The organism is Exiguobacterium sp. s163 (assembly GCF_018617135.1).
Taxonomy (GTDB): Bacteria; Bacillota; Bacilli; order Exiguobacteriales; family Exiguobacteriaceae; genus Exiguobacterium; species Exiguobacterium profundum.
This window is the reverse complement of the sequence record NZ_JACSJN010000006.1, coordinates 93,288-116,093: the sequence shown is the minus strand read 5'-3', so window position 1 is coordinate 116,093 and position 22,806 is coordinate 93,288. Positions and strand designations below refer to the sequence as shown.

The window sequence follows — 22,806 nt, the reverse complement described above, 5'->3', positions numbered from 1 at the left end:
GGCGTACATCCCATAAGAAACAATAGTGTCACAATCCCAATTTGACGTTTCATGTCGGTTCGCCTCCCTTTCCTTCATCATACCCTTGTTTTACGAACGCTGTGAAGGTTCCGGTGGGCGGGCCGGCAAACGGGTTGCGATGATGAATGCAATCACGGCCGCAATCATCGCCCCGATGAAGATACTGTTTAGTCCGGTCGCAATAATCTGTTCACCTTGTAGACGGACAGACGCGCTTAACGTCTCCGTCACACTTTGATTGAAGAAGTCTTCCAAAGACACTTGGGATAAGGAGCTGCTTTCTTTAAAATCATTGAGTACGACAAAGTTAAAGACGGCTCCAAAGACTGCTACACCGAGCGTTTGACCGACCGTACTTAAGAAGGAGTTGGTTGCAGTCGCCGTTCCTCGTTGCTGATAGGAAACGACGGTTTGCAAGACGACGATAAACATCGGCTGCGACAATCCGAACCCTACCCCAATCAAAGCCACCGCACTATATACCCAGAAATCCGAGCTTGATTGAGATAAAAGTGTCAACGTGAACGTTCCGATGACGAGTAGCCCCATACCAACCAACGCGCGACGTCTCGGGGAGGCCACACCGAGTGTCCGTCCCCCGATAATCGATGTGAATGTCCATGCAACAGACAACGGCATCAACATGAATCCAGCCTCGGTCGCTGTTTTTCCTAATACGGCTTGCGCCCAAATCGGGATGTAAGCTGACATCGAAACGAGCACCCAAGCCGCAAAGAAGACTGAGCCGTTGATAGTCGCAATCGTCGGTTGCTTGAGCAAATCAAACGGCAATAACGGAGAGGATGCTCTTCTTTCCGATAGGAAGAATCCTCCTAATAAAATAATACTAAGCACGCCACTTCCGACGATGGTCGTCGTCCATTCATTCGTTTCACTGAACGTGATCAAGGCGTATAAAAACGCGGTCGTTCCTCCAGCGAACAAAAGAGCACCTTTCAAATCAATCCGTTCGCTCGTTTCAGCGACGGTTTCTTTATAAAAGACGATAATCATGATAAACGAGAGTAACGCAAATGGCACGTTTAGTAAGAAGACGTAACGCCAAGACAACGTTTCGACCAAAAATCCACCGATAACGGGACCGAGCACACCTGATACACCCCAGACCGCACTTAGAATGCCTTGAATTTTCCCACGCTCTTCGTATTTATATAAATCTCCAATAATCGTCATCGAAATCGGAAGCACGGCTCCGGCCCCGAGACCTTGCAGCGCCCGAAAGACAATGAGTTGTTCCATCGATGTCGCTAACCCACATAACAATGAAGACACGGTGAACAACCCGATTCCAAACAACAGGACACGCTTTCGCCCGAATAAGTCTGCCACTTTTCCATAAATCGGTGTCGAAACCGCCGTAAAGAGTAAGAAGGCGGCAAATACCCAGCTGACGAGTGTCGCCCCGTTCAACTCACTGACGATGACCGGTGTCGCAACCGAAACGACTGTCCCTTCAATCGCTGCCAAAAAGGTTGCCAGTAAGAGGGCAACCGTCACATTTTTTCTCATTCGTTTCATCTCCCCAAAAAAATAGTGGCGTCGGAAGGTTCCGAGCACCACTTCAACTGTCTATTATTTTGTGCGAGCCGCGTCCATTTGACAAGTGTCATCTTTCGATTCGAAAAAGAATTCTCTTAGTCGTTCATATGCGGCTTGTTCATCTTGGACATATACCTTCCCACAAACAGCACCCGCTCGCATCATCCAGACTTCATCTGACAACATGGCGGCAACATCTAGTTGATGAGTTGAAAAGACGATGGTCGCCCCCCGTTCAGCTTCTTGTCGTAATAGTTCGCTGAGCGTATGCATCCACAGCGGATCGAGTCCGTTCGTCGGTTCATCCAACAACAGGATGTCTGGTTCGCTCACAAGAGCTTGAGACAACAAGAGACGTTGCCGCATCCCTTTTGAGAGCTCGGAGACGCGCTTCTGCTTATGCTCATCTAGACCGACTCGTCGAAGAATCTCAGGATTCGGACGGGCTCCCTGCAAGATGGAGTAATAGGAAAATGTCTCATCAACCGACCATGCATCGTCAAAAGAGAAGTCATCCGGCATATATCCGAAGCTTTGATTGTATCGCCTACGTTGCTTGATCGTATAGCCGTTCAATTGAATGACACCTGTACTTGGTTGAATCGTACCATTCATCAGATTCAACAGCGTCGATTTCCCTGTACCATTGCTTCCACATAGCGCTACGATTCGCCCAGGCATGATTTCTTCATGAATAGGATGAAGTGACCACGTATCACCATATTTTTTCCCTACGTCCATACAGTGAATCATGACGATTTCCTCCAAACTATGATTGAAGCAAGACTTAACAAGAAACCACTCATCGTAAGTAAAACACCCCAAACTACTGCATAGCCAATCGGTCGATGCATCCAATTCAACAGATGGAGATAGACATCCCCAAACACATCTGAAGAGGATACAATCGTACTGGCCCATACACGCATCAAGTCAAATCCATTCAGAAACAGCGCCACAATCATGCCGTTCACTTGCATACCGTAAGGAAGCCAGGAAACGATGGTCACGAGAAGCGTTGGCCAAAGCAACACGAGGATTGTCCATGTGAGGAAGGCCAGTAACATCGCTCGAATCCGCTTGCGCGCGATTAGTCCAAGCAAGGTTCCGAGCGCTGTCGCGTAGATTGTTAATCCAATCGCGTAGGAAAACAAAATCATCCAAGTCTTACCTGATTGTCCGACAACGAGCGAAGCAATGAGGAAAGCCAACAGCAGAATAAGTCCTTGTGTCACGAGAAATGAACTGAATCGGACAAAAATCAACTTCCATTTAGGATAGGTAAATGTTGAGAGGAGATTCAATCGCTTCGATTCCTGTTCCTGTCCCCAATGAAGCGCTGTCGTCAATAAGATGAAAAGAGGAAGTAACAGACCGAGCACCGTGATGAGCGTTGCACTTACGTTTGTATAGTCCGCAGCAACCGGTAGTGCTTGTCCAAGTCCTCCGAGTAGAACGAGCGTGAGAATCCATATAACTAAAAATACATAGTTCTCACGCTGTCTCAGACTCCGCGCCCATTCCATTCGCCACAGTGACATCGATTATTGCCCTTCTTCTGTATCCATGTCCATTTCGCTATCTTGATCCATTGAGCCTTCGCCATCCATCTTCATGTGCATCTCGCCGCGCTCCCACGAATGGTCTTTCAATTGATCGAAGTCCATCATATCTCCACCATTCTCTTCGATATAGGCTTCAGCATCAGCCTCTTTTGCGAACGAGAGAATATTGTACGCCATTGGTGTTTTTGATTCTTTGTCGTACACGAAAATCGCTTCGTCTAATTCGACCCAATCTTTCGTATTGAAATCTTTCACGTACATCGCAGCAATATCTTCTTCTTTTTGTTCAGGATACCAATCACGCATGAGACAACCGATGTCATCAAACGCATATCCCTTTTCGTTTTCCATGATGGCTTCCGCTGCGAACTGCTTATCCATGATTTTCATTTTACACACTTCGCACTCTGTTTCGCCCCATTTGATTTCAAACGGTTCTGCCGATGCACTCGAACATGCCCCGAGTGCCAATGATAGTCCTGCGATAGATAATAATCCTGCTACTTGTTTATACGATTTCATGTCGTTTCCTCCCAAATATCCAAATGATGATAAGTAACATGATACTCCCTAAATTCCAAATCGAACCGTTCCACTCCCACCTTGCTGTATAGGTTTGCGGTGAAAGGTCCGTCAACGATACATCGTTCGGACTTCTCAGAATGTTTTCTAACAGGAGAAGTCCCGGGGACCCGTACAATAATTCTAGCGCTTCATATGAATCGGTTAATAAGAACAAATACGGTTCGGTTTGAAATGGGATTTCGCTATACCCGTCACGATCTAGGTCCAACGTCGTCCCACCCCAGACATTTCCTTGTACAACGTTGTCATGCGACTCGACCATCGTCACCGGTTCACGATTTCCTAACAGGTTATTTTGAAGAATCATCATCCCCGTTGCTTGCTTGAATTGAAAGCCGATATCGTTGCCGTTAATCGTATTCCGTTCAAGAATCGTTCCTGCCGACTGCTCCGCGAACAAGCCGATATGATTTCCAGATATATTCGTCATCTCGATGGTCGTGTCGATTGCCTCATAGAGCATCAGCCCCGTCGCCGTTCCACCGAACTGGTCGTGTACATTCCCATTTTTAAAGACGACTCGATTCGTTCCCATAATCATCGCACCGGTCAAATTATGATGGAGTTCGGGCACCGAAATCACCACGTCAGTCGGAAACATCAAGTGAATGCCGTAGCGTGAATGCGAAACGACCGGTCGAACAATCGTATGCTGAGATCCATTCTCTATGTATATCCCATCTCGCACGTCCTTCACTACAACACCTTGCAGTTCGGTCGCTTCACTATTGAGGATTACCATCCCATCTGCCTGTCCATTCCCATCAATGGCCATTCGTGTGACACGAACCCCGTAACTATCCTCAATCGAAATTCCTGTTCCCGCAGACTCAATCGACACATCAAGCAGTTGATGTCCGAGACCAGATACTTGGATGGCTGGTACATCGTCGTTCTCACATTGTTGTACTGATACACGTTCGAGAACAGCACCGGTTCCACGCATGATAAATGCGGGCTGGCCACAACTCGTATATGTTTTTCCGCCTCCATCCACATGCTCATTCGACTCAATGACGATAGGTTCAGTCAACGGAATCGAGTGTTCTGCCGCCTCTACCTGTGTTGCCCAACACAAAAATAGGATACAACTCAATATTCGTTTCATGCCCCCTCCTTCTCATAAGCGCTTACAACATCCATTCTACTGAAACCCCCACCGGTATGTGTGTGGTTTATATGGGATTCCTGTGACAATTTCTTCATAAAAAAAACACAGACGGTGAAGGGGTCGTTTCACCGTCTGTGCCATGCTTATTTCACTTTATCTTGCCATACTTTCGTGAAGTCCTGAAGCATCTCTTCACCTGTTTTTTGTCCACCGACATATGCCTGCATGAGGGCACCATATTCGTTCACGGCACCATCCGGATACTTAAACCAGTTCCAAGAGATGGTCTTCCCTTCATTCGAATATGCCAAAATATCGTCTGCGAGTGGTCCAAGGTCGTTGGCTTCAATCGACTTGAAGGCAGGGATGAACTTGAACTTGTTGACCATGTAGTCTTTTCCTGTATCCGACGTCGCCATCCACTCTAAGAAGTCTTTCGCTTCTTCTTTATACTTCGAGTTTTTGTTGACGACCCAGTTGTTCGGGACGCCGACTGGAAGTCGGTCCATCTTCTCCGCATCGTCATTGATTGGGATCGGGACGAAGCCCATCTCCATATCTGGATTTACGTCGAGGATCATTTGCTGTGCCCAGTTCCCTTGTTGGAGCATTGCCGTCTCTCCTTGGGCGAACTGTGTGACTTGAGTATTGTAGTCCGTCGTCAACGGATTTTTGTTTCCGTATTTAATCGTCAAATCAAACAATTTCAAAAACTCTTGGAACTGCTCATTGTCTTCAAACTTCGCTTTATTCTCGTTGAGCGCTTGAATAAATGCATCTGGGTCGTCTTGTTGCGCCATCGGAATGTTCAACAAGTGGATTCCTAAAATCCAGAACTCTGCATAACCGACAGAGAACGGTGTGATTCCCGCTTGCTCAAGTTTCTCAGCAGCATCTGTCAGTTCCGAGAGTGTTTTCGGTAATTCTTTGATTCCCGCTTTTTCAAATAGTTCTTTATTATAGATAAATCCGTAACCTTCGAGATTCATTGGCATTCCGTACAGTTTACCGTCCATCGTCATCGGCTCTTTGGCGACTTCTGTCAAATCTCCGACCCATTTTTCGCTCGAGAGGTCTTCTAATTTGTCTTTCCATGTTTGTGCTTCCGTGAATCCACCGTTGTTGAAGATATCCGGTTCATTTCCTGAGGCGAATTGTGATTTGAGGGCCGCACCGTAGTCTGCTCCACCACCGACGGTTTGAACCGTGACTTTCACACCCGTCTCCTCTTCATACTCTTTTGCCATCGCTTCAAGGTCTTTCGCAATCTCTGCTTTGAATTGGAAGACGTTTAACGTGACGTCTTTTTTGTCGCCACTATCTGCATTCCCTTCAGAAGAACCTTCGTCCGTGAGTGATCCGCCGCCGCAAGCCGCGAGTGATAAGACCATTCCAGCCGTCATGACCGCTGTAGACAATTTCCACTTCCGTTTCATCTCATTTCCTCCCTTAACCTTATCCATCTTTACAAACTCAACTTTAAATGAAAACGCTTCCACAATGTAGGTGTCAAAATTGACGGATAGGGTGGAAAATGTTGCACAGAAAAACAGGACTCTTTTTTCGAGTCCTGTTCCGTGTTTCTTCTTATTATATTACAACAAGCTGATGCCAGCTTCTTGGCACGACTGAATGACTTCTTGCGGCCAGACCGATGTTTGCACTTCCCCGATATGACGTGCGCGCAACAGATACATCGCGACACGTGATTGGCCGATTCCGCCCCCGATTGTAAGAGGAAGCGTTCCTTCGAGCACGCCTTGATGGAATGGATACGCGCGCTTCTCTTCCGCATCTGCTTTCTTCAGTTGCGCATCAAGTGCCACTTCGTCGACACGAATGCCCATCGATGACAGTTCAAATGCTGACTCGAGCTCAGGGTGCCACACGAGAATGTCTCCGTTGAGCGACCAATCATCATAGTCTGCCGCTCGTCCATCGTGTTTCATACCTGAAGCGAGAAGATCTCCGATTTGTGAGATGAAGACCGCACCGTACTCTTTACAGATAGCCGTTTCACGTTCTTTCGGCGTCATGGTCGGATACGTATCCTCCAACTCCTGACTTGTGATGAAATGAATCATTTCCGGAAGAATCGCTTCAACACCGTACGCTTTCTCTACTTCTGCTTCTGTTTCACGGAGCGCAGCGTAAATCGACTCCACCGTTGCTTTCAAATATTCCATCGTCCGTTCTTCTCGAGCAATCACTCGTTCCCAGTCCCACTGGTCGACGAATAAAGAATGTGTCGCGTCGAGTTCTTCGTCGCGTCGAATGGCACGCATCTGAGTGTACAATCCTTCACCGACACCGAATCCGTAACGACCGAGCGCTTCACGTTTCCATTTCGCGAGTGACTGAACGATTTCAAGTTCATGTCCCGGATACATCGTATCAAACTGAATGATACGCTCCACGCCGTTTAAGTGATCGTTGACCCCACTCGCCGACTCGACGAATAGCGGTGCTTGTACTTGAATCAGTCCGAGTTCACGTGAGACTTTCTCCTCAAAGAGTGCCTTTACTGCTGCAATCGTCTGCTGTCTTTCTTTCATCGTGCTTGTTGCTGTTGTCATTTTCCGTTTCCTCCAATTGTGGAATATTTGAAAATGAAGCCATGAAAAAAAGCCCTCCATTCCCATCGAACATGGGACGGAAGACTTCGGTTCCGCGGTGCCACCCAAATTAGTAGACGAATCTACTCACTTTTTCGAGACAATCATCTCGTAACTCCGATAACGGGGAGCGGTCCGGCTACGTCTACTGGCAAAGCGTTCGGGTAGCGACTCCAGGAAGTTTTTCGACGAAGGGTTAAGACCGGGCTCACACCACCCCCGGATCGCTTGGCTCACTACCTTCGTGTACTCGTCCTTTCGACGTCGTTCACAATTGAATTGAGTTCATTATTATAAATATTCAGATTAATGTCAACGATTTTTTTCAAAAAAAATAATCCTCCGTGTAGCGAACGGAGGATTCCCTTGGGAGGGTTATTTAATCGAACCACTTGTGATCCCTTTGATGATATGCTTTTGCATGCCGAAGAAAAAGACCAGAAGGGGAACGATTCCTAACACTAAACCTGCTAATGCCAAATCCCATTGTTTCGTGTACTGTCCAAAGAAATAGAATGTCGCGAGCGGGATGGTCCGTAACTCGACATCACGAAGAACAAGCGATGGTAATAAGAAGTCATTCCAAATCCATAGGCTGTTCAAGATGACGATTGTCACCGTGATCGGCTTGAGAAGTGGAAAGACGATGCGCCAGAAGACACCCCATGTCGAGCAACCGTCGATGATGGCGGCTTCTTCAATCTCCTCAGGAATCGACTTCATGAATCCGTGATAGAGGAACACTGAGATACCAGACCCAAACCCTAGATACATGACGATCAGGCCCCAATGACTATTCAACAGACCGAGGATACTCGAAACTTTCACGAGCGGAATCATGATGGACTGGAACGGAATGACCATCGCTGCCACGAACAAGAAAAAGATCATTGTGGAAACCCAATGTTTCGTCCGAACGAGTTTCCATGCCGCCATCGAGGTGAAGATGACAATGACCGCATTCGCTCCGACCGTGATGAGAAGGGAGTTCAAAAAGACACGTCCATAATTCATCGCTTCCCATGCTTCTGTATAGTTTGAGGTCAACCACTCGTTCGGTAAGGCGGACGTATTCGTAAAGATTTCAGCCATCGATTTGAACGAGTTGGCGACAACGTAATAGAACGGGACCAAATAGAGTAGTCCGAGCAAGATGGCGACGAGCTCAATAATTCCAAGGTTCCAAGAATACGTTCCCGGGCGAAGTGGACGCTGCGGGATGCGCTTCGGTGTCTTCTCTACGTTTCTCTCGACATGTTCCAATTTTTCCGTCGTCATGCTTCCACCTCCCGTTTTTTCGTCACGTACACTTGCGTCACCGTAATCGCAGCCACGACCAAGAAGAAGATGACCGCCTTCGCTGACCCGAGACCATAATTGTTATTCACAAAAGACTCCGTATAGATATTTAAGGCTAACATCTCGGTCGATTTGAATGGTCCACCATTCGTGAGCGACAAGTTCGTATCAAACACTTTGAATGACCAAGAGATGGTCAGGAACAAACAGATGGTAATCGATGGCATAATCATCGGTAGCGTGATATGGCGGAGCATCTTAAGACGATTCGCCCCATCAATTCGTGCCGCCTCCATCAAATCAGTCGGCACGTTTTGTAGCGCCGCGATGTAGATGACCATGACATACCCGCCACCTTGCCAGATGGCGACAATCACGATTCCCCAAAATGCCGTTTGCGCATCTCCGAGCCATGGTAATTCGAACAGGCTCCACCCCGTCAACGCACCGATCGAGGCAAATCCTTTTACATAAATGAACTGCCAGATGAACCCGAGAATTAAGCCACCGATCAAGTTCGGCATGAAGAAAATCGTGCGTAGGAAGTTTCGCGTCTTAATGTTCATCGTCAATAATAGCGCTAATGAGAAACCGACGATATTCGTCAATAGGACAGACACAAGCGTATATTTCGTCGTAATCCAAAAAGAAGCGCGGAACTGCTCATCTTCAAAGAACAAGCGATGATAGTTATCCAATCCAACAAAGTTCAGTTCTCCGGTGACACCGTTCCAGTCAGTGAAACTATAGTAAATGCCATTAAAAAATGGGATGAGTACGATTGCGACAAATGCCAGAAAAGCAGGTCCGACAAATGCTATAAAACTCGCAGGTTTCTTCCAATTCCTTCTGCGTTTCGTCCGTTTAGTAGTCTCATTCATGTGTATCGCCTCCACTATCAATGTACCGTGTCAGACCTTTTATGAAAACGGATACATTTGACGGAAAGGGTGGAAAATATTGAACGGAATGAATGAGTTTGAAGGCGTGATGAGTTATGATAAAATCAATGATATTACGAACGGATTGAATATGTTTTGCCTTGATTCATATTTTAGTCCGAAATACCCGAATGATTTTTAGAGATTAAAAAGATATCGTTCGACAAACGGAGGGGCTTTTTGAATGACAACGACGAAACCACTATCTGACCTTACGATTGCCCAACAAGCTAAAACTTTGCCGATTAAGGACATCGCAGCAAAAATCGGATTAGATGAAGATGATCTAGATCTTTACGGGAAATATAAAGCGAAACTTTCTTACGATGTCCTCGAACGTGTGAAAACGCAGGAAGACGGAAAACTCGTTCTCGTCACAGCGATCAATCCGACACCAGCTGGTGAAGGAAAATCAACGGTAACAGTCGGTCTCGGACAAGCGTTGAACCAGTTGGATAAACAAGCAATCGTCTGTCTGCGCGAACCTTCACTCGGTCCGACGATGGGTCTAAAAGGTGGCGCTGCTGGTGGTGGCTTCAGTCAAGTTCTTCCGATGGAAGACATCAACCTCCACTTCACAGGTGATATGCATGCGATCACATCGGCCCATAATACGATCAGTGCCATGATCGACAATCACTTGCATCAAGGAAACGACCTTGGGATCGATGTCCGACATATCGTCTGGAAGCGTGTCCTTGACTTAAACGACCGCGCACTTCGTCATGTCACGGTCGGTCTCGGTGGTCCTGCTCACGGAGTCCCTCGTGAGGACGGATTTGATATTACCGTCGCTTCGGAAATCATGGCGATTCTCTGTCTGGCCGATTCATTGGACGACCTCGAAGAACGCATCAAGCGAATCGTAGTCGCCTATGACCATCAAAAAGAACCAATCACGGCAGAACAAATCGGGGCGGCCGGGGCGGCGACGTTACTGTTGAAGGAAGCCTTTAAACCGAACCTCGTCCAAACGCTCGAACAAACGCCTGCACTCGTTCACGGCGGACCGTTCGCAAACATCGCGCACGGATGCAACTCATTGATCGCAACGAAGACTGCATTAAAGCTTGGGGAGTATGTGGTGACAGAAGCTGGGTTCGGTGCCGACCTCGGGGCAGAAAAGTTCTGTCATATCAAATCTCGAGTCGGTGATTTGAATCCGGATGCGGTCGTACTCGTTGCAACCGTTCGTGCTCTAAAAATGCACGGTGGCGTTTCAAAAGATCAACTTCACATCGAGAATGTCGGTGCAGTCGGCGAAGGATTAAAATTACTCGCCAAACACATCGATACGATGAAAAAACTCGGTCTGCCTACGGTCGTCGCATTGAACCGTTTCAATTCAGATACAGAAGAGGAACTTGCAACCGTTCTTGATTGGTGTGCGGCACACGGTATTCGTGCTTCGCTCAGCGAAGTGTGGGCAAACGGCGGGCTTGGGGGGCGACAATTGGCCGAAGCAGTCATTGACGCCGTCGAGTCGAACGAAAGTAAACTGACGCCTCTATATGAGTTGACCGATTCAATTGAACAAAAGATTAAAACCATTGCGAGAGAAGTATACGGTGCTGCAGACGTCGTGTTCACCACCAAAGCACAAAAGCAAATGAAAGATGTGCAGGCGAACGGCTGGTCGGACCTTCCCATTTGTATGGCGAAGACACCGTTCTCCCTCTCAGACGACCCTTCAAAATTCGGTTATCAACAAGGATTCACCATCACCGTTCGCGAATTAAAACCTTCAGTGGGAGCAGGATTCCTTGTCGCCTTAACTGGCAACATGTTAACGATGCCAGGGTTACCGAAACATCCAGCGGCTCTCAATATGGGAATTGACGAATCTGGAAAAGCAATCGGCCTTTTCTAATAGGGGGATGACACATGATCGTATCACAGTTGACGTATCCTGACGGGTATCAAACAGAAGTCATGCACGTTCAGGCAGAGCAATCGATTGGAAAAATATTCATGTTTCATGGGATGCTCGAACATCACGAAAGATATATTGAGTTTGCACAGTTTATGGCAGATAATGGCTATGACGTATTTGTGTGTGACTTGCGTGGTGCAGGTACAAGCGCTCATGATCAACAGTCTTATGGACACCTTGCTCCTGGCGATGGCTTTCAGCAACTTGTCGAGGATGCTCGATATCTAATCGACCGTTACGAGGATGGGCGCCCTACTTATGTGTTAGGTCACAGTTTCGGTTCCCTGCTTGCTCGTCGACTCGGTCAAATCATGGGGCATGCCTTGGCTGGATTGATTGTCGTCGCCCCGCCCCCACATCCTGGGGTCGCAGGTGAAGTGGGACATCGTTTAATCGCTACCGTCATGAAACGGAAAGGTGCCACCCATCAATCACATTTCTTTGAACGCCTCTTGTTCGGACGTTACAACCTTAAGTTTTTACCTGCTCGAACGGATAGTGACTGGCTCTCAAGTGTTCCAGACGAAGTCGACTCCTATCTCGCCGACCCAAACTGTGGCGGTCTGCCTTCCCTCGGTTTTTTACATGAAGTGACACGTGCTTCCTTAGATGTCACCACGGCTGCACGGATTCATGAACATCCGAAGTCCCTTCCAGTTCTGTTCGTTGCCGGAGTGGACGATCCTGTCACGCATGATGGTGAAGGATTGAACGGAATCATTAAGAAGTATCGAAATGCGGATGTCGAACTCGCAGTCGTCACATACGACAATGCCCGACATGAAATTCTTCGCGAAGCGCACCGTGAACAAGTGTGGTCAGATATTCTTACTTGGATGAAGCAAAATAGAATCCATTAATTTACTCAATCCCCTTTTATAAGGGGATTTTTCATTTACCTGATTTTAGAAAAAATATTTTAAGCATTTACCTTTTTTGAAATTCTGCTTCTTCTTTCCAATTTTTAAGTACGTTATACTTAGACCGCAATCACTTTTAATCACGTTTTTTCATCCGAAAGGGGTAACATATTGAAATCGACACTCTCACGATTGGGGGTTGCCACCATCGTCTCAGGTACGATTCTGAGCACCCTTGCGCCTCTCCAATCATACGCAGCAACATCCGAAGGAACAGTCAATACACCCATTTTAAATGTACGGTCTGAATCATCGACATCGTCTTCAATCGTTGGCAAGTTAACAGAAGGAACGACGGTAGACGTATACGCCGTCAACGATGAATGGGCACAAATCAACTTCGAAGGTCAAAAACGATACGTTTCTTCTACGTATTTGACGATCGGCTCATCTATGACAACGGCGTCTACTTCATCTGCTTCATTATATGTAGCTGAAATGAACGTTAATCTTCGTTCTTCGATGTCAACGTCTGCTTCCATCGAAACGGTCATTCCAAAAGGATCACTCGTAACGCATGTCTCAACACATGGTGCTACAGGATCTTGGTATAAAGTACAATTTGGTACATATACAGGATATGTGGCGGCACGATACTTTACCGAAACTAGCCCTACATTTTACGCGTCTACGACAGCCGTTCTATATGACAAGACAGGTACTGGCGCATCGAAAATCGCTACGATTCCAGAAGGTGCGAAAGTCACATACTTAGAATCTTTAGGAACGACGGGATCTTGGTACAAAATCGAATACGGTTCCCTCGTCGGTTATGCACCGGCACGTAACTTTACACCGACTCCGCTTGCTCCAGAAGCGGTCACGACATATTACGCAGTGAAGAATGTCGCGCTCTACAACGGTTCAGGAACTGGTGCATCAAAAATTGCAACAATCCCACTCGGAGCAGAAGTGAAGCGTGTATACGTGAACGGATTGAGTTCATCTTGGTATAAGGTGCAATACGGGGACACGGTCGGCTATGCGGCCGCGCGTAACTTCTCGACATCAAAACCTGAAGCCGTCGTCAAGACAACCTATTATGCCGTTCGAGACCTCGTGTTATATGAGTCATCCGCTTCTGGAGCGGCTCGTCTTCGCACGATTCAAGAAGGGACAAAAGTCGTCCAAGTATCGGATGCCAACTTATCGGACTCTTGGTTCAAAATTGAATATGATGGAGTCACCGGTTTCGCTGCCGCTCGCCATTTTTCAACGAAGGCACCTGAAGAAGTGACGATCACACCATACTTTGCGATTCGAAATGTTGCGATGTATAGTTCGTCTGCAGCCGGAGCGACAAAGGTTGCGACGATTCCATTCGGTGCAAAAGTAGAACAACTTTCGCAAAGCGGGCTTTCTAGCTCTTGGTTCAAGATTCGTTATGACGGAAAAACAGGATATGCGGGTTCTAGTCACTTCTCATTGAAAGATCCAGAGGTCGTGGTGAAAACAGATTATTACACAACGCGTGACGTCGTTTTGTACAACCGCTCGGATGCAGAAAAAGTGAAGATTGCAATCATTCCGTTCGGTACGAAAGTTCAGCAAGTGTCGGAGCCTGGTCTCACGGAGCGATTCTTTAAAATCGAATACGGTCCGATCACAGGTTATGCGACGGCGGACTACTTCTCGAAAACAGCACCGTCAGACGAACAATATGAAGAAGAACGCCAAGTTCGCATCTATGTAGACGGGAACGAGCCCCTCAACGTTCGTTCTACGCCTGATTCATCATCGACGACTAATAAAGTCGGAACGTTAAGTACGGGAACGATTGTCAACATCAAACCGATTGTCGGTTCGAAATGGGCACTTCTTACGAGCGGGACGTATAGCGGCAACTATATTCATACCGATTACGTCGTACCTGTCACAACGACCCCACCTGCGACAGGCATCACGAAAAAAGTTTCGTATACGAGTTATCCGATGACAGTTCGTCAGATGGCAGACCGTCAAGTGGCTCAATTCGCCCAAACGGATGCACATCGATACGATGAAGCCTACCTACCTCGTGCTTGGGTAAGTGTCAACGGATCGACAGGAAAGATTGTGAAATCTGAGATGACTGTTGTCTCAGGGTTAGGAACCGCTTTGAAGATGACAGCCTCTTCAAGCTCGTCCTCGCTCGTCACCATTCCATATGGTGCGTCAATTCAATACGTTGACCGTTATACTTCGGGGTCAACCGTTTGGTATAAAGTAAAATACGGCACGATGACCGGTTACGTGACACCAAGTTCAGTCGTCGGAACCGCCAACATTTTGAGCCGTCCAATTTTAACATCTCATGCGTACGGTCAAATCAATACTGGTGAAACCGTTACGATTACAGGTCAATCCGGCACATACTATACGATTTCGTATAAACGACCGGCCGGACACAATATCCGAGTCTTTGATAACACTTGGCGTCGTGCATCAGTTGATGATCTTCTCCCATACGTCGATCCTAGCCAGATTGATGCAAACTCTCGATCATTCTATCAATTCTTAGATTTATCGAAGAGCGCCGGGACAACTGCGACAACATTGAACAAGGTCCTCACATCAAAAGGAACGCTCAGCGGACAAGGTCAGGCATTCGTTGATGCGGCTAGTATGTATGGCGTGAACGAAGTGTATCTTCTCTCGCATGCCATCCTTGAAACTGGACATGGTACATCCCTTCTCGCAAAAGGAGTTCCTGTCGATAAAGATGGGAATGCATTAATCAACTCGAGTGGGAATCGGATTTATCCGGAACGTCCTGTTGCCGCAACCGTCTATAATATGTACGGTATTCAAGCAACAGATAGCAACCCTCTTGGAAACGGCGCCAAATACGCCTTCCAACAAAAGTGGTTCTCTCCTAAAGAAGCGATTATCGGAGGAGCTTACTGGATTGGGGCTAGCTATATCAATCACCCGACATATAAACAAAATACGCTGTATAAGATGCGCTTCAATCCTTCTTCACCAGGAACGCACCAATATGCAACGGATATCGGATGGGCCGCAAAACAAACGACAAGCATCTATAATATCTATCAATCACTTGATGCTTACACACTCAACTTCGATGTACCAAAATATCAGTAACAAAAGGAGACACGCGCCTCGTTGGCGTCGTGTCTCCTTTTATGTCCACTTAATCGAATCGATAATGGACTCGATTTCCATCTTTTCATCGGTCACTTGATCGGCTACATAAGTTAAGAATAAAAGCCGTTTCCCGTCGGTCAAGGACCATACATCTAAATGCATCCCATCTTCAATCCCACTTGCGTAGGCCGTTGTCATATCACTCGTTTCAGTCGTGACACTTGGAGCAATCTTCACATCAATCGGGAATTCGCCTAAGAACGTATTCAATTCGCTCATAGCGGATTGTTTTGGTTCTTGCGAATCTTCTGATTCATAGATTGAGATTTGAAGCGTCCCTTGCGCATCCGCTTCTGTCGAGTAAAAACTCACATAGTCTTCCTCTTCGCTGTATTCATAATGTTCCGGATACGTCAGGCGGAACCACCCATCAATTTCGTACTCTTTCATGCTGTTTTCTCCTTTACTTGCTTGAATGCCAGCCCTGTGACCATTTTAGCTTGAAGCGCGTACTTCAAGCGTTCGGTCACGTATAGACGTTGGCTATTTACGTCTTGGGCGATCATATGTCCAAATAAGTTCATGCGGACAGTTTGATTGGATAGGAAATAGAGTCGATCCGCACTCAGCGGACGATATTCGTTCGAATGTTCAAGGTATTCGATTTCAAAGCGACGGAGGACGTTCAGCGCACAGTAACGATCGGTTTTCCCGGTACTCGTATGAAGCTCGACACGAACGAGCTGAACGTCATACGGACAGACATTCATAAAGATAGGTCCCACCCGCTCATGGATCAAGAGGATACCCATATCGGTCTCAATTAAATCTGGCAGGGCTCCTTCATCTTGCGAGATGCTCAGCACGACATACGGTCGGTTTGTCGGTGCAAGCAATTCCCCTTTATAAAATCGAAATCGTTGAATTCCTGTTAGAACCCGGGCACGCCAAGCACTCCCTCGAGCCTCGGCTTCCATCCGATACAACCTCTCTCCACTCACGCTTACTCCCCCTTCACTTGTTTGAGCGCATCGACGAACGTTTCCCATTCTAGGTTGTCACAAACAACCTTATTTTCCAATCCCCATTCTTCATCGATTGTCAAACGTACTTCGTTCGATTGTGCGTGACGGGTGACTCGAAGATCTCCTATTTGAATCATATCCGGATGAATCTCAAACGTCATACTTGGTAATCCGACCCACTTGATTCGATTCGTTCGTAACACAACCTGCCATTCTTGTTCATGATGGATCGAAAACGTCCAACTTCGGAGAGACACCGTCGTGTTCGTTTGTTTCGATTGTTTCAACATTCGAAACCCTTCACCCATCAGTCGTAAATATGATTTTCGCTCACTCATATTTCATTTCTCCCCTTTTTTCTATTATCTGCGTTGTGAATAGGATTCTGCAACCTAAAAAGTTTTTTAAAAAAGGGTTTGCAAATTCCATCGTATATGCTATTATATCAAAGTAACGTTAAGAGTTAATACGTTTCGCGGGTGTAGTTTAATGGTAAAACCTCAGCCTTCCAAGCTGATGACGAGGGTTCGATTCCCTTCACCCGCTCCATATTTTTTCTTTGATGCGGGTGTAGTTTAATGGTAAAACCTCAGCCTTCCAAGCTGATGACGAGAGTTCGATTCTCTTCACCCGCTCCAATATCGACATATACGCGAGAGGATCTCGCACACATACACTGCACGGTTGAGACCTTGCAAAAGCAGAAAGTCACACGACTTTCTGCTTTTTTGTTGTTCCGTCTATTGTTTTGGGGAAAAGAGTGATTGAATCCATACAGACAAGGAGGAACTACATTGATTCAAGCGAAGCTGCAATCTTTTACCGTATACGAAAGCGCGTTGATGCGAACGACATCGACCCTCATCGATACACCAGATGCCCTTTTGTTGATTGACCCGACCTGGCTCCCGGAAGAAATTGCGACAATCCGTCGTGACATCGAATTACACCGTCGGAATCGGCCGCTTTATGTCATCTTCACACATCATCATTTTGACCACATCATCGGAGCTTACGGCTTTGCAGATGCCACCACGATTGCCTCACAGGCTTTCGTCGATGCCGACTCATCTGACCAATTAAATGAGATTCGCAAGTTTTATGAACAATATTATATTGATCACCCGATTCAAAAACCGGACATCGACCTGGTCATCCAACCCGATCAAACGCTTTTAATCGGTTCAGTGCCCGTGACCTTCCTCTCTACACCGGGCCATGACGCGACACATATGTCGGTTCTCATCGAATCCATGAATCTTCTCGTTTGTGGAGATTATGGGTCTAATGTCGAGCCACCGTTTATCGAACACGACCCAACCGCCTATCTTGATACGCTACAAACCATACAATCACTCATCTACGAACATGAGATTCGTTGGTTCGTACCAGGTCACGGTGACTTGTGCGACAACCGAAGTCACATGATTGAGCGATTGAGTGCGGCGGAAGAGTATATCTTGGCACTCCCTGAAGAACGCCACTGGTCTCCTGCATGGCCAAAGCACGCCTTTTTTGACCGTGTTCATGAACGGAATCGAAAGATGGTGGAACAAAAAGAGACCGATCGCCGGTCTCGACAACAAGATATATAAAAAAATCGCAACGTCTCCCCAAGACGTTGCGATTTCCCCCTATGTAGACCTATTTCTTTGTGACGCGTTCTGAGCGGACCGTGAACATACGGTCAACCCCATAGATCGTTACTCCCGTCAGAGCGAGTAACCCAATCATTGCAGAAGAAAACATGACCATCCCCCCATTGTTCACAGTTTCGTCATAATCACCCCGTGGTTTCATTATAAAAGACCATTTCAAAAAAAGAAAGCGTTTTCTTCAAACTTTCTTCACATTTCCCGCATTTAACCTCTATCGTTTTTTGATACAACGTCCCTATAGTGATTAGACAGACACGTGTAAAGATGTGTAGCTTTTGTGGAATTTGGGAATACATGATGTAAGGATAAAGAGAGACAGAAGCTGCTCGTCGAGGAGGAAGAGGTATGATTAAGTACGGTACATTGGTACGAATCGAGGGAAAATATGCCGTGTTGAGATGGAACAACGGCTCAAGTTTCATCCCTAGACGATTCCTACCATCCGAAGCACGTGTTGGTGATACAATCATTCGAGACAACCATCATTACTATCTTGAAGAAGATATGACCCCTAACTTTGACGCATTGATCAAGCAACACTATAAAAGCTGAACGGTCTGCCCTCTCTAACCGGGCAGTTCGTTCAGCTTTTTTTCGATTGAATCATTCTGAGATGTCGTCGATTTGTTGCTGAAGCCACGCCTCGTCTACCGGACCCGTTTTTTTCGCCATGATGATCCCTTTTGCATCTAGAACGTACGTCGTCGGTAATGCGACAACTCGATATTGTTGCTCGACAGCGGCCTCTTCATCTAGCAAAATCGGAAAATCAACGGGATACTCATCTAGGAATGCCTCCACGTCCTCTTTTCCTCGTCGCTCATTTTTGGTGACGTTCACACCAAGTACTGGGATGCCTGTCGCTTCTTCAAACGATACGAGTTCAGGAAACTCATCCCGGCACGGCGGACACCAAGAGGCCCAGAAGTTAATGACGACCGGCTGTCCTTGGAACTCAGAAAGGGTCAAATTCTCCTCATCTAACGTATTCAAAGTGAAGTCCGGGGCTTGTTGCCCCACTTCAAGTCCTCCTAATACCGATTCATTTTGGACGATCGGAACCGCTTCTTCTTTCTTTTGTGTCATCATATATTCCTCGTAGCCTTTATATGCGAGGCCAGCAATCAATAGAAGGATCAGCGTTCCAATACCAATTCTTTGTAAGCGCATCATTTACCCCTTGTTTGTTTTACTTAAGATTTCTACACTTAACTTATCATAAACCCGTAAAGGAGCGTATGGATTGTGCAACTTCAAAACGAGAAAATACAGATAACCTTAAAGGCACAAGGTGCTGAGATGACGAGTTGGAAAGTATCCGGAACTGAACTCTTATGGCAAGGGGACCCGACCTATTGGGGACGACAAGCCCCGATCCTCTTCCCGATTGTCGGTCGATTGCTCGATGATCAATATGTATATGAGGGAAACACCTATACGATGAGTCAACACGGATTCGCTCGGGACGCGATGTTCGAAATCGAATCTTCGACTGCCACGTCGGTCCGCTTCACATTGAACGATACATCGGAATCACGTCAACACTATCCATTCCCATTCACACTGACCGTGTCCTATCAACTTGTGGGCGAAGAAGTGATTGTGACGTATCGCGTCCATAACCCGGGCGAAACGACGTTACCGTTTAGCATCGGTGGTCATCCTGCATTCAATATTCCGTTCATGGGCGGGACATTTGAAGACTACGTGATCGATTTCGGCGAAATCCGCTCCCTCGATCGCTATTTGCTCGAGGGCCCTTATTTAACAGGCGCGTATCAACCACTCGGAGAACGTCAGTATATCCCCCTCACTCGGTCGTTATTTGACGACGATGCACTCATTTTTGAGAAAATTGAGTATGCTGCACTCCGACATCAACCAACCGGCGCAGCCATCGTGATGGAGAGTCCCTCTTTCACGCATTTCGGCATCTGGTCTCCGCCGCAGAAAGACGCTCCGTTCGTCTGTTTGGAACCTTGGTTCGGACATGCGGATTATAAAGGCCATCGAAAAGATTTCCTACACAAAGAAGGGATCCAACTCCTCCCACCAAACGAAACGTTCGAAGCGAGTTATACATTATATATGGAAAACTAAAAAATCAATCCGACGTCTTGTCGGATTGATTTTTGATTTAGAAGCGATCGTCTTGTTCGGCTTCATATTCTGACACCGGCTTTTTCATGATGAGTGCCAGAATGATATAAATGAGGAGTCCCGGGCCACCGAGAAGCGCCATCGCCACGAATAGGACTCGCATAATGGTGACGTCCACCCCTAGATAGTTTCCAAGCCCTGAACAAACACCGGCAATCATTTTATTGTTTGGGTCTTTATAAAGTTTCCGTTCCATATCATCTTCTCCTCAACTCATTATGATCGTTGTGGTCGACGTAATGTCGTTCTTCCGCCGTTCGCAACCTCTCCACGCCCTTCAAAGTCGAGCGCTTCATTAATCGGTGTGCTTCCAGACTTGATTTCGATTCGCCGACCGTACAGACCTCGGTTGTCGAGAGACGCTGCGATGACAGTCGCGACATCGGTTTCGGAAATCGTCGCACCATCCGCATCACTCAAGTCCTCTGATGCTTCGATTGAACCTTTACTCGGTTCATCAACAATGGTCACTGGGCAAATGATCGTATAGTTCAAACCGCTATGTTCGATATACTCGTCAGCGGCATTGTTAGCTGACAGAAAGTTAAAGAGTTCTTTCGGTGCAGCGTTCGGTTGATCAGCGCCATAGGCACTGAGTAAGACAACATGACGTACCCGTTCTTTCTTAGCGGCATCGATGGCATTCATCGCAACGTTTCGGTCAAGCAGTTCAATTTCAGTGCTCGAACCATCCGCGCCAGCAGTTGCCGCGATAATAACGGCATCTTGTCCACTTGTCGCCTCATGTACTTTCTTCTCGAGTTCTGTCTCGACATCAACCGTCAATACGTGTGCACCCATTTTCTCGTACTCTGCTTGTAGTTCAGGATAACGAATTAAAGCGGTCACTTGATGGGTTTTCGCCAGGCTTTTCAATACACGTTTCCCGATCTTTCCTGTTGCTCCAATGACTAAAACTTTCATTCAAATTTCCCTCCTCAAAAGAGTAGTTCATTTGTTTAAATTTCCTCTTTCAAGTCAGAATCAAACCCTTTTCTTAAAATTATCTGACAGTACCCCAGACAGATAAATCAAGGGCGTCTCGAATCGCCTGCACGCTCTCTTCTAACGGTTCATAGTAATACACGTTATTGATATAAGCATCTTGACCCTCGACTTGCATCTTATTCACCTCAGGATTCGAAATCATCGTCAATCCGACAGATGCCATTTGCAAGACGTTCATCTCAAGTCCCATTTCTTCTTTCATGAAGCGGTACGTCGCCGGAATTTTTGTCCAACCTGAAGGGCTTGCCAGCTTTTCAGCGACAGCTGTCATGACCTCCGTTTGACGATTCGAACGCGCTCCGTCTGTATCCGATTTACGGTGTCTCGCATACGCCAAGGCCATGTCTCCATCCATTGCATAGGAAACACCTTCTGTATACTCATACGTCTGGTTGAACCCTTTCTCGCTAAACGAATGCGTCGCCGTGACATTCACCCCACCAATCAAATCAATCAATTCCATGAACGATTCGAACGTGATGACGACTTGTCCATCGACTGAGGCATCGGTTAGCCCTTCCACGGCACCAATCGTACACTCTGCGCCGCCGAACGCGAACGCATGCGTAATTTTGTCACCTTCCCGTTCAGGTTCACATGGAATCGCTGTATACGTATCACGTGGAATCGATACGTTCTGAACAGTCCCAGAACGTGGTACGAACTCCATCAACTGCAGGGAGTCTGTACGAGATCCTGACAACGATTCCCCTACCCGCGCATCGCTCCCCATAATGAGGAATGTGAATGGAGCAGTCGCAAAATATCCAACAATCAGTAGCATCGCAAGTAGGAAAAGGACAGCTTTCCCTTTCCATTTACGCTTTCGTTTCGTTGGTTGTTTAGACGCATGATCCATTTCTCGTTTAGCGGGAGTAGATGGTTTCGATTGTCTCGTCGTCTGTCGGGATGTTGGACGAGATGATTTCCGTTTCGAAAATAATGAAACCCGGGGCAGTCGTTTCCGACTTGACTTTGCCGTCCCATTTTTTGTCCTTGGAGATTCTTTCGTTTGTTCATTTAAAAAGGGATGTTCTGATTGGCGCGTTACCCGTTCACGCTGTTGTTCAGATTGTGCATGTATAGATGGATCGTCCGCTTGACCATGGTCCACACGAGACGATTCGATTTCTTGTTGTTCTAATTCGCGCTTTCTACGTTCGACACGCGATAAATGTTGTTCATCTTTCATCATTATGATCCTCAACTTTATCAATTTTTCTCTATTATCCCGAACCAGCCATCATCTGACAACGTTTCTTACGAAAATCCGTCTTAAGCATGAGAGCGAATGGTTGTTTCAGATGAAAAGCGGGAA

At 46.8% G+C, this 22,806-nt stretch carries 22 protein-coding genes, 2 tRNA genes and 1 other annotated feature; of the genes, 8 read left to right on the top strand and 16 right to left on the bottom strand.

Features of this window, described 5'->3' with window-relative positions:
• Positions 1–90 precede the first annotated feature (90 nt).
• The 9 genes from KNO71_RS14565 to KNO71_RS14525 form a co-directional block, all read right to left on the bottom strand.
• The gene (locus KNO71_RS14565) at positions 91–1,551 is read right to left on the bottom strand and encodes an MDR family MFS transporter (RefSeq protein WP_214689152.1); all 1,461 of its coding nucleotides are present in this window, start codon (positions 1,549–1,551) and stop codon (positions 91–93) included.
• Between the two features lie 63 nt (positions 1,552–1,614).
• Positions 1,615–2,334, bottom strand: a complete 720-nt coding sequence (locus KNO71_RS14560) for an ABC transporter ATP-binding protein (protein ID WP_214689150.1) — start codon at positions 2,332–2,334, stop codon at positions 1,615–1,617.
• Positions 2,331–3,122, bottom strand: coding sequence for an ABC transporter permease subunit (locus KNO71_RS14555; RefSeq protein ID WP_214689148.1), 792 nt, complete (start codon positions 3,120–3,122; stop codon positions 2,331–2,333). The genes KNO71_RS14560 and KNO71_RS14555 overlap by 4 nt, the downstream gene beginning before the upstream one ends.
• Positions 3,123–3,125: 3 nt before the next feature.
• On the bottom strand, positions 3,126–3,668 hold the full coding sequence (locus KNO71_RS14550) for a nitrous oxide reductase accessory protein NosL (RefSeq protein WP_214689146.1): 543 nt from the start codon (positions 3,666–3,668) through the stop codon (positions 3,126–3,128).
• The gene (locus tag KNO71_RS14545) at positions 3,655–4,839 is read right to left on the bottom strand and encodes a right-handed parallel beta-helix repeat-containing protein (protein ID WP_214689144.1); all 1,185 of its coding nucleotides are present in this window, start codon (positions 4,837–4,839) and stop codon (positions 3,655–3,657) included. Before KNO71_RS14545 ends, KNO71_RS14550 begins: the two co-directional genes overlap by 14 nt.
• 146 nt (positions 4,840–4,985) lie before the next feature.
• A complete protein-coding gene (locus KNO71_RS14540) occupies positions 4,986–6,278 on the bottom strand; it encodes an ABC transporter substrate-binding protein (protein WP_196431581.1) in 1,293 nt (430 codons plus the stop codon).
• A gap of 159 nt (positions 6,279–6,437) precedes the next feature.
• Entirely contained in the window at positions 6,438–7,418 is a 981-nt protein-coding gene (gene asnA / locus KNO71_RS14535; protein WP_214689142.1) for an aspartate--ammonia ligase, read from the bottom strand.
• A 69-nt stretch (positions 7,419–7,487) separates the two neighbouring features.
• Positions 7,488–7,728, bottom strand: a binding site (T-box leader).
• Positions 7,729–7,832: 104 nt separating this feature from the next.
• Positions 7,833–8,735 (bottom strand): carbohydrate ABC transporter permease, encoded by a 903-nt coding sequence (locus KNO71_RS14530; RefSeq protein WP_078146321.1) that lies wholly within the window; start codon positions 8,733–8,735, stop codon positions 7,833–7,835.
• The gene (locus KNO71_RS14525) at positions 8,732–9,637 is read right to left on the bottom strand and encodes a carbohydrate ABC transporter permease (RefSeq protein ID WP_015880804.1); all 906 of its coding nucleotides are present in this window, start codon (positions 9,635–9,637) and stop codon (positions 8,732–8,734) included. Before KNO71_RS14525 ends, KNO71_RS14530 begins: the two co-directional genes overlap by 4 nt.
• Positions 9,638–9,881: 244 nt before the next feature.
• Here KNO71_RS14525 and KNO71_RS14520 point away from each other — a divergent pair, with 244 nt between their 5' ends.
• The 3 genes from KNO71_RS14520 to KNO71_RS14510 all read left to right on the top strand — a co-directional run bounded on the left by KNO71_RS14520 (position 9,882) and on the right by KNO71_RS14510 (position 15,634).
• Complete coding sequence (locus KNO71_RS14520; protein ID WP_214689136.1) at positions 9,882–11,567, top strand: formate--tetrahydrofolate ligase; 1,686 nt, start codon at positions 9,882–9,884, stop codon at positions 11,565–11,567.
• 14 nt (positions 11,568–11,581) lie between these two features.
• Positions 11,582–12,490 carry an alpha/beta fold hydrolase gene (locus tag KNO71_RS14515; RefSeq protein ID WP_078146319.1) on the top strand — a complete coding sequence of 303 codons (909 nt, stop codon included), beginning with the start codon at positions 11,582–11,584 and terminating at the stop codon, positions 12,488–12,490.
• A gap of 171 nt (positions 12,491–12,661) precedes the next feature.
• Positions 12,662–15,634 carry an SH3 domain-containing protein gene (locus KNO71_RS14510; protein WP_214689134.1) on the top strand — a complete coding sequence of 991 codons (2,973 nt, stop codon included), beginning with the start codon at positions 12,662–12,664 and terminating at the stop codon, positions 15,632–15,634.
• A gap of 39 nt (positions 15,635–15,673) precedes the next feature.
• Here the strand turns inward: KNO71_RS14510 and KNO71_RS14505 are convergent, their stop codons facing one another.
• The 3 genes from KNO71_RS14505 to KNO71_RS14495 are packed head-to-tail and all read right to left on the bottom strand — an operon-like array spanning position 15,674 to position 17,000.
• Positions 15,674–16,087: a DUF3805 domain-containing protein gene (locus KNO71_RS14505; RefSeq protein ID WP_214689132.1), complete on the bottom strand. Its 414-nt coding sequence runs from the start codon at positions 16,085–16,087 to the stop codon at positions 15,674–15,676.
• Positions 16,084–16,638, bottom strand: a complete 555-nt coding sequence (locus KNO71_RS14500; protein ID WP_148209495.1) for a hypothetical protein — start codon at positions 16,636–16,638, stop codon at positions 16,084–16,086. The genes KNO71_RS14505 and KNO71_RS14500 overlap by 4 nt, the downstream gene beginning before the upstream one ends.
• Positions 16,639–16,640: 2 nt before the next feature.
• Positions 16,641–17,000 carry a hypothetical protein gene (locus KNO71_RS14495; RefSeq protein WP_031421018.1) on the bottom strand — a complete coding sequence of 120 codons (360 nt, stop codon included), beginning with the start codon at positions 16,998–17,000 and terminating at the stop codon, positions 16,641–16,643.
• A gap of 137 nt (positions 17,001–17,137) precedes the next feature.
• On the opposite strand from KNO71_RS14495, the gene KNO71_RS14490 reads away from it, so the two are divergent.
• The 4 genes from KNO71_RS14490 to KNO71_RS14475 all read left to right on the top strand — a co-directional run bounded on the left by KNO71_RS14490 (position 17,138) and on the right by KNO71_RS14475 (position 18,872).
• A tRNA-Gly gene (locus tag KNO71_RS14490) sits at positions 17,138–17,211 on the top strand.
• 15 nt (positions 17,212–17,226) lie between these two features.
• A tRNA-Gly gene (locus KNO71_RS14485) sits at positions 17,227–17,300 on the top strand.
• 156 nt (positions 17,301–17,456) lie between these two features.
• Positions 17,457–18,257, top strand: a complete 801-nt coding sequence (locus KNO71_RS14480) for an MBL fold metallo-hydrolase (RefSeq protein WP_078146317.1) — start codon at positions 17,457–17,459, stop codon at positions 18,255–18,257.
• A 408-nt stretch (positions 18,258–18,665) separates the two neighbouring features.
• A complete protein-coding gene (locus KNO71_RS14475) occupies positions 18,666–18,872 on the top strand; it encodes a DUF3006 domain-containing protein (protein ID WP_015880796.1) in 207 nt (68 codons plus the stop codon).
• A gap of 51 nt (positions 18,873–18,923) precedes the next feature.
• Here the strand turns inward: KNO71_RS14475 and KNO71_RS14470 are convergent, their stop codons facing one another.
• Positions 18,924–19,490, bottom strand: coding sequence for a TlpA family protein disulfide reductase (locus tag KNO71_RS14470; protein WP_240499783.1), 567 nt, complete (start codon positions 19,488–19,490; stop codon positions 18,924–18,926).
• 75 nt (positions 19,491–19,565) lie between these two features.
• Between KNO71_RS14470 and KNO71_RS14465 the strand changes: the two genes are divergently transcribed.
• Complete coding sequence (locus KNO71_RS14465; protein ID WP_078146315.1) at positions 19,566–20,420, top strand: aldose 1-epimerase family protein; 855 nt, start codon at positions 19,566–19,568, stop codon at positions 20,418–20,420.
• Positions 20,421–20,457: 37 nt separating this feature from the next.
• Here the strand turns inward: KNO71_RS14465 and KNO71_RS14460 are convergent, their stop codons facing one another.
• The 3 genes from KNO71_RS14460 to KNO71_RS14450 form a co-directional block, all read right to left on the bottom strand.
• The gene (locus KNO71_RS14460) at positions 20,458–20,676 is read right to left on the bottom strand and encodes a PspC domain-containing protein (RefSeq protein ID WP_074037769.1); all 219 of its coding nucleotides are present in this window, start codon (positions 20,674–20,676) and stop codon (positions 20,458–20,460) included.
• Positions 20,677–20,696: 20 nt separating this feature from the next.
• Entirely contained in the window at positions 20,697–21,404 is a 708-nt protein-coding gene (locus tag KNO71_RS14455; protein ID WP_074037770.1) for an SDR family oxidoreductase, read from the bottom strand.
• A gap of 79 nt (positions 21,405–21,483) precedes the next feature.
• A complete protein-coding gene (locus KNO71_RS14450) occupies positions 21,484–22,680 on the bottom strand; it encodes an LCP family protein (protein ID WP_251030125.1) in 1,197 nt (398 codons plus the stop codon).
• Positions 22,681–22,806 lie beyond the last annotated feature (126 nt).

Coding starts and splice junctions, on each gene's coding strand:
- KNO71_RS14565 (WP_214689152.1), bottom strand. CDS start 1,551: ATGAGAAAAAATGTGACGGTTGCCCTCTTACTGGCAACCTTTTTGGCA.
- KNO71_RS14560 (WP_214689150.1), bottom strand. CDS start 2,334: ATGATTCACTGTATGGACGTAGGGAAAAAATATGGTGATACGTGGTCA.
- KNO71_RS14555 (WP_214689148.1), bottom strand. CDS start 3,122: ATGTCACTGTGGCGAATGGAATGGGCGCGGAGTCTGAGACAGCGTGAG.
- KNO71_RS14550 (WP_214689146.1), bottom strand. CDS start 3,668: ATGAAATCGTATAAACAAGTAGCAGGATTATTATCTATCGCAGGACTA.
- KNO71_RS14545 (WP_214689144.1), bottom strand. CDS start 4,839: ATGAAACGAATATTGAGTTGTATCCTATTTTTGTGTTGGGCAACACAG.
- KNO71_RS14540 (WP_196431581.1), bottom strand. CDS start 6,278: ATGAAACGGAAGTGGAAATTGTCTACAGCGGTCATGACGGCTGGAATG.
- asnA (WP_214689142.1), bottom strand. CDS start 7,418: ATGACAACAGCAACAAGCACGATGAAAGAAAGACAGCAGACGATTGCA.
- KNO71_RS14530 (WP_078146321.1), bottom strand. CDS start 8,735: ATGACGACGGAAAAATTGGAACATGTCGAGAGAAACGTAGAGAAGACA.
- KNO71_RS14525 (WP_015880804.1), bottom strand. CDS start 9,637: ATGAATGAGACTACTAAACGGACGAAACGCAGAAGGAATTGGAAGAAA.
- KNO71_RS14520 (WP_214689136.1), top strand. CDS start 9,882: ATGACAACGACGAAACCACTATCTGACCTTACGATTGCCCAACAAGCT.
- KNO71_RS14515 (WP_078146319.1), top strand. CDS start 11,582: ATGATCGTATCACAGTTGACGTATCCTGACGGGTATCAAACAGAAGTC.
- KNO71_RS14505 (WP_214689132.1), bottom strand. CDS start 16,087: ATGAAAGAGTACGAAATTGATGGGTGGTTCCGCCTGACGTATCCGGAA.
- KNO71_RS14495 (WP_031421018.1), bottom strand. CDS start 17,000: ATGAGTGAGCGAAAATCATATTTACGACTGATGGGTGAAGGGTTTCGA.
- KNO71_RS14475 (WP_015880796.1), top strand. CDS start 18,666: ATGATTAAGTACGGTACATTGGTACGAATCGAGGGAAAATATGCCGTG.
- KNO71_RS14470 (WP_240499783.1), bottom strand. CDS start 19,490: ATGCGCTTACAAAGAATTGGTATTGGAACGCTGATCCTTCTATTGATT.
- KNO71_RS14460 (WP_074037769.1), bottom strand. CDS start 20,676: ATGGAACGGAAACTTTATAAAGACCCAAACAATAAAATGATTGCCGGT.
- KNO71_RS14455 (WP_074037770.1), bottom strand. CDS start 21,404: ATGAAAGTTTTAGTCATTGGAGCAACAGGAAAGATCGGGAAACGTGTA.
- KNO71_RS14450 (WP_251030125.1), bottom strand. CDS start 22,680: ATGAAAGATGAACAACATTTATCGCGTGTCGAACGTAGAAAGCGCGAA.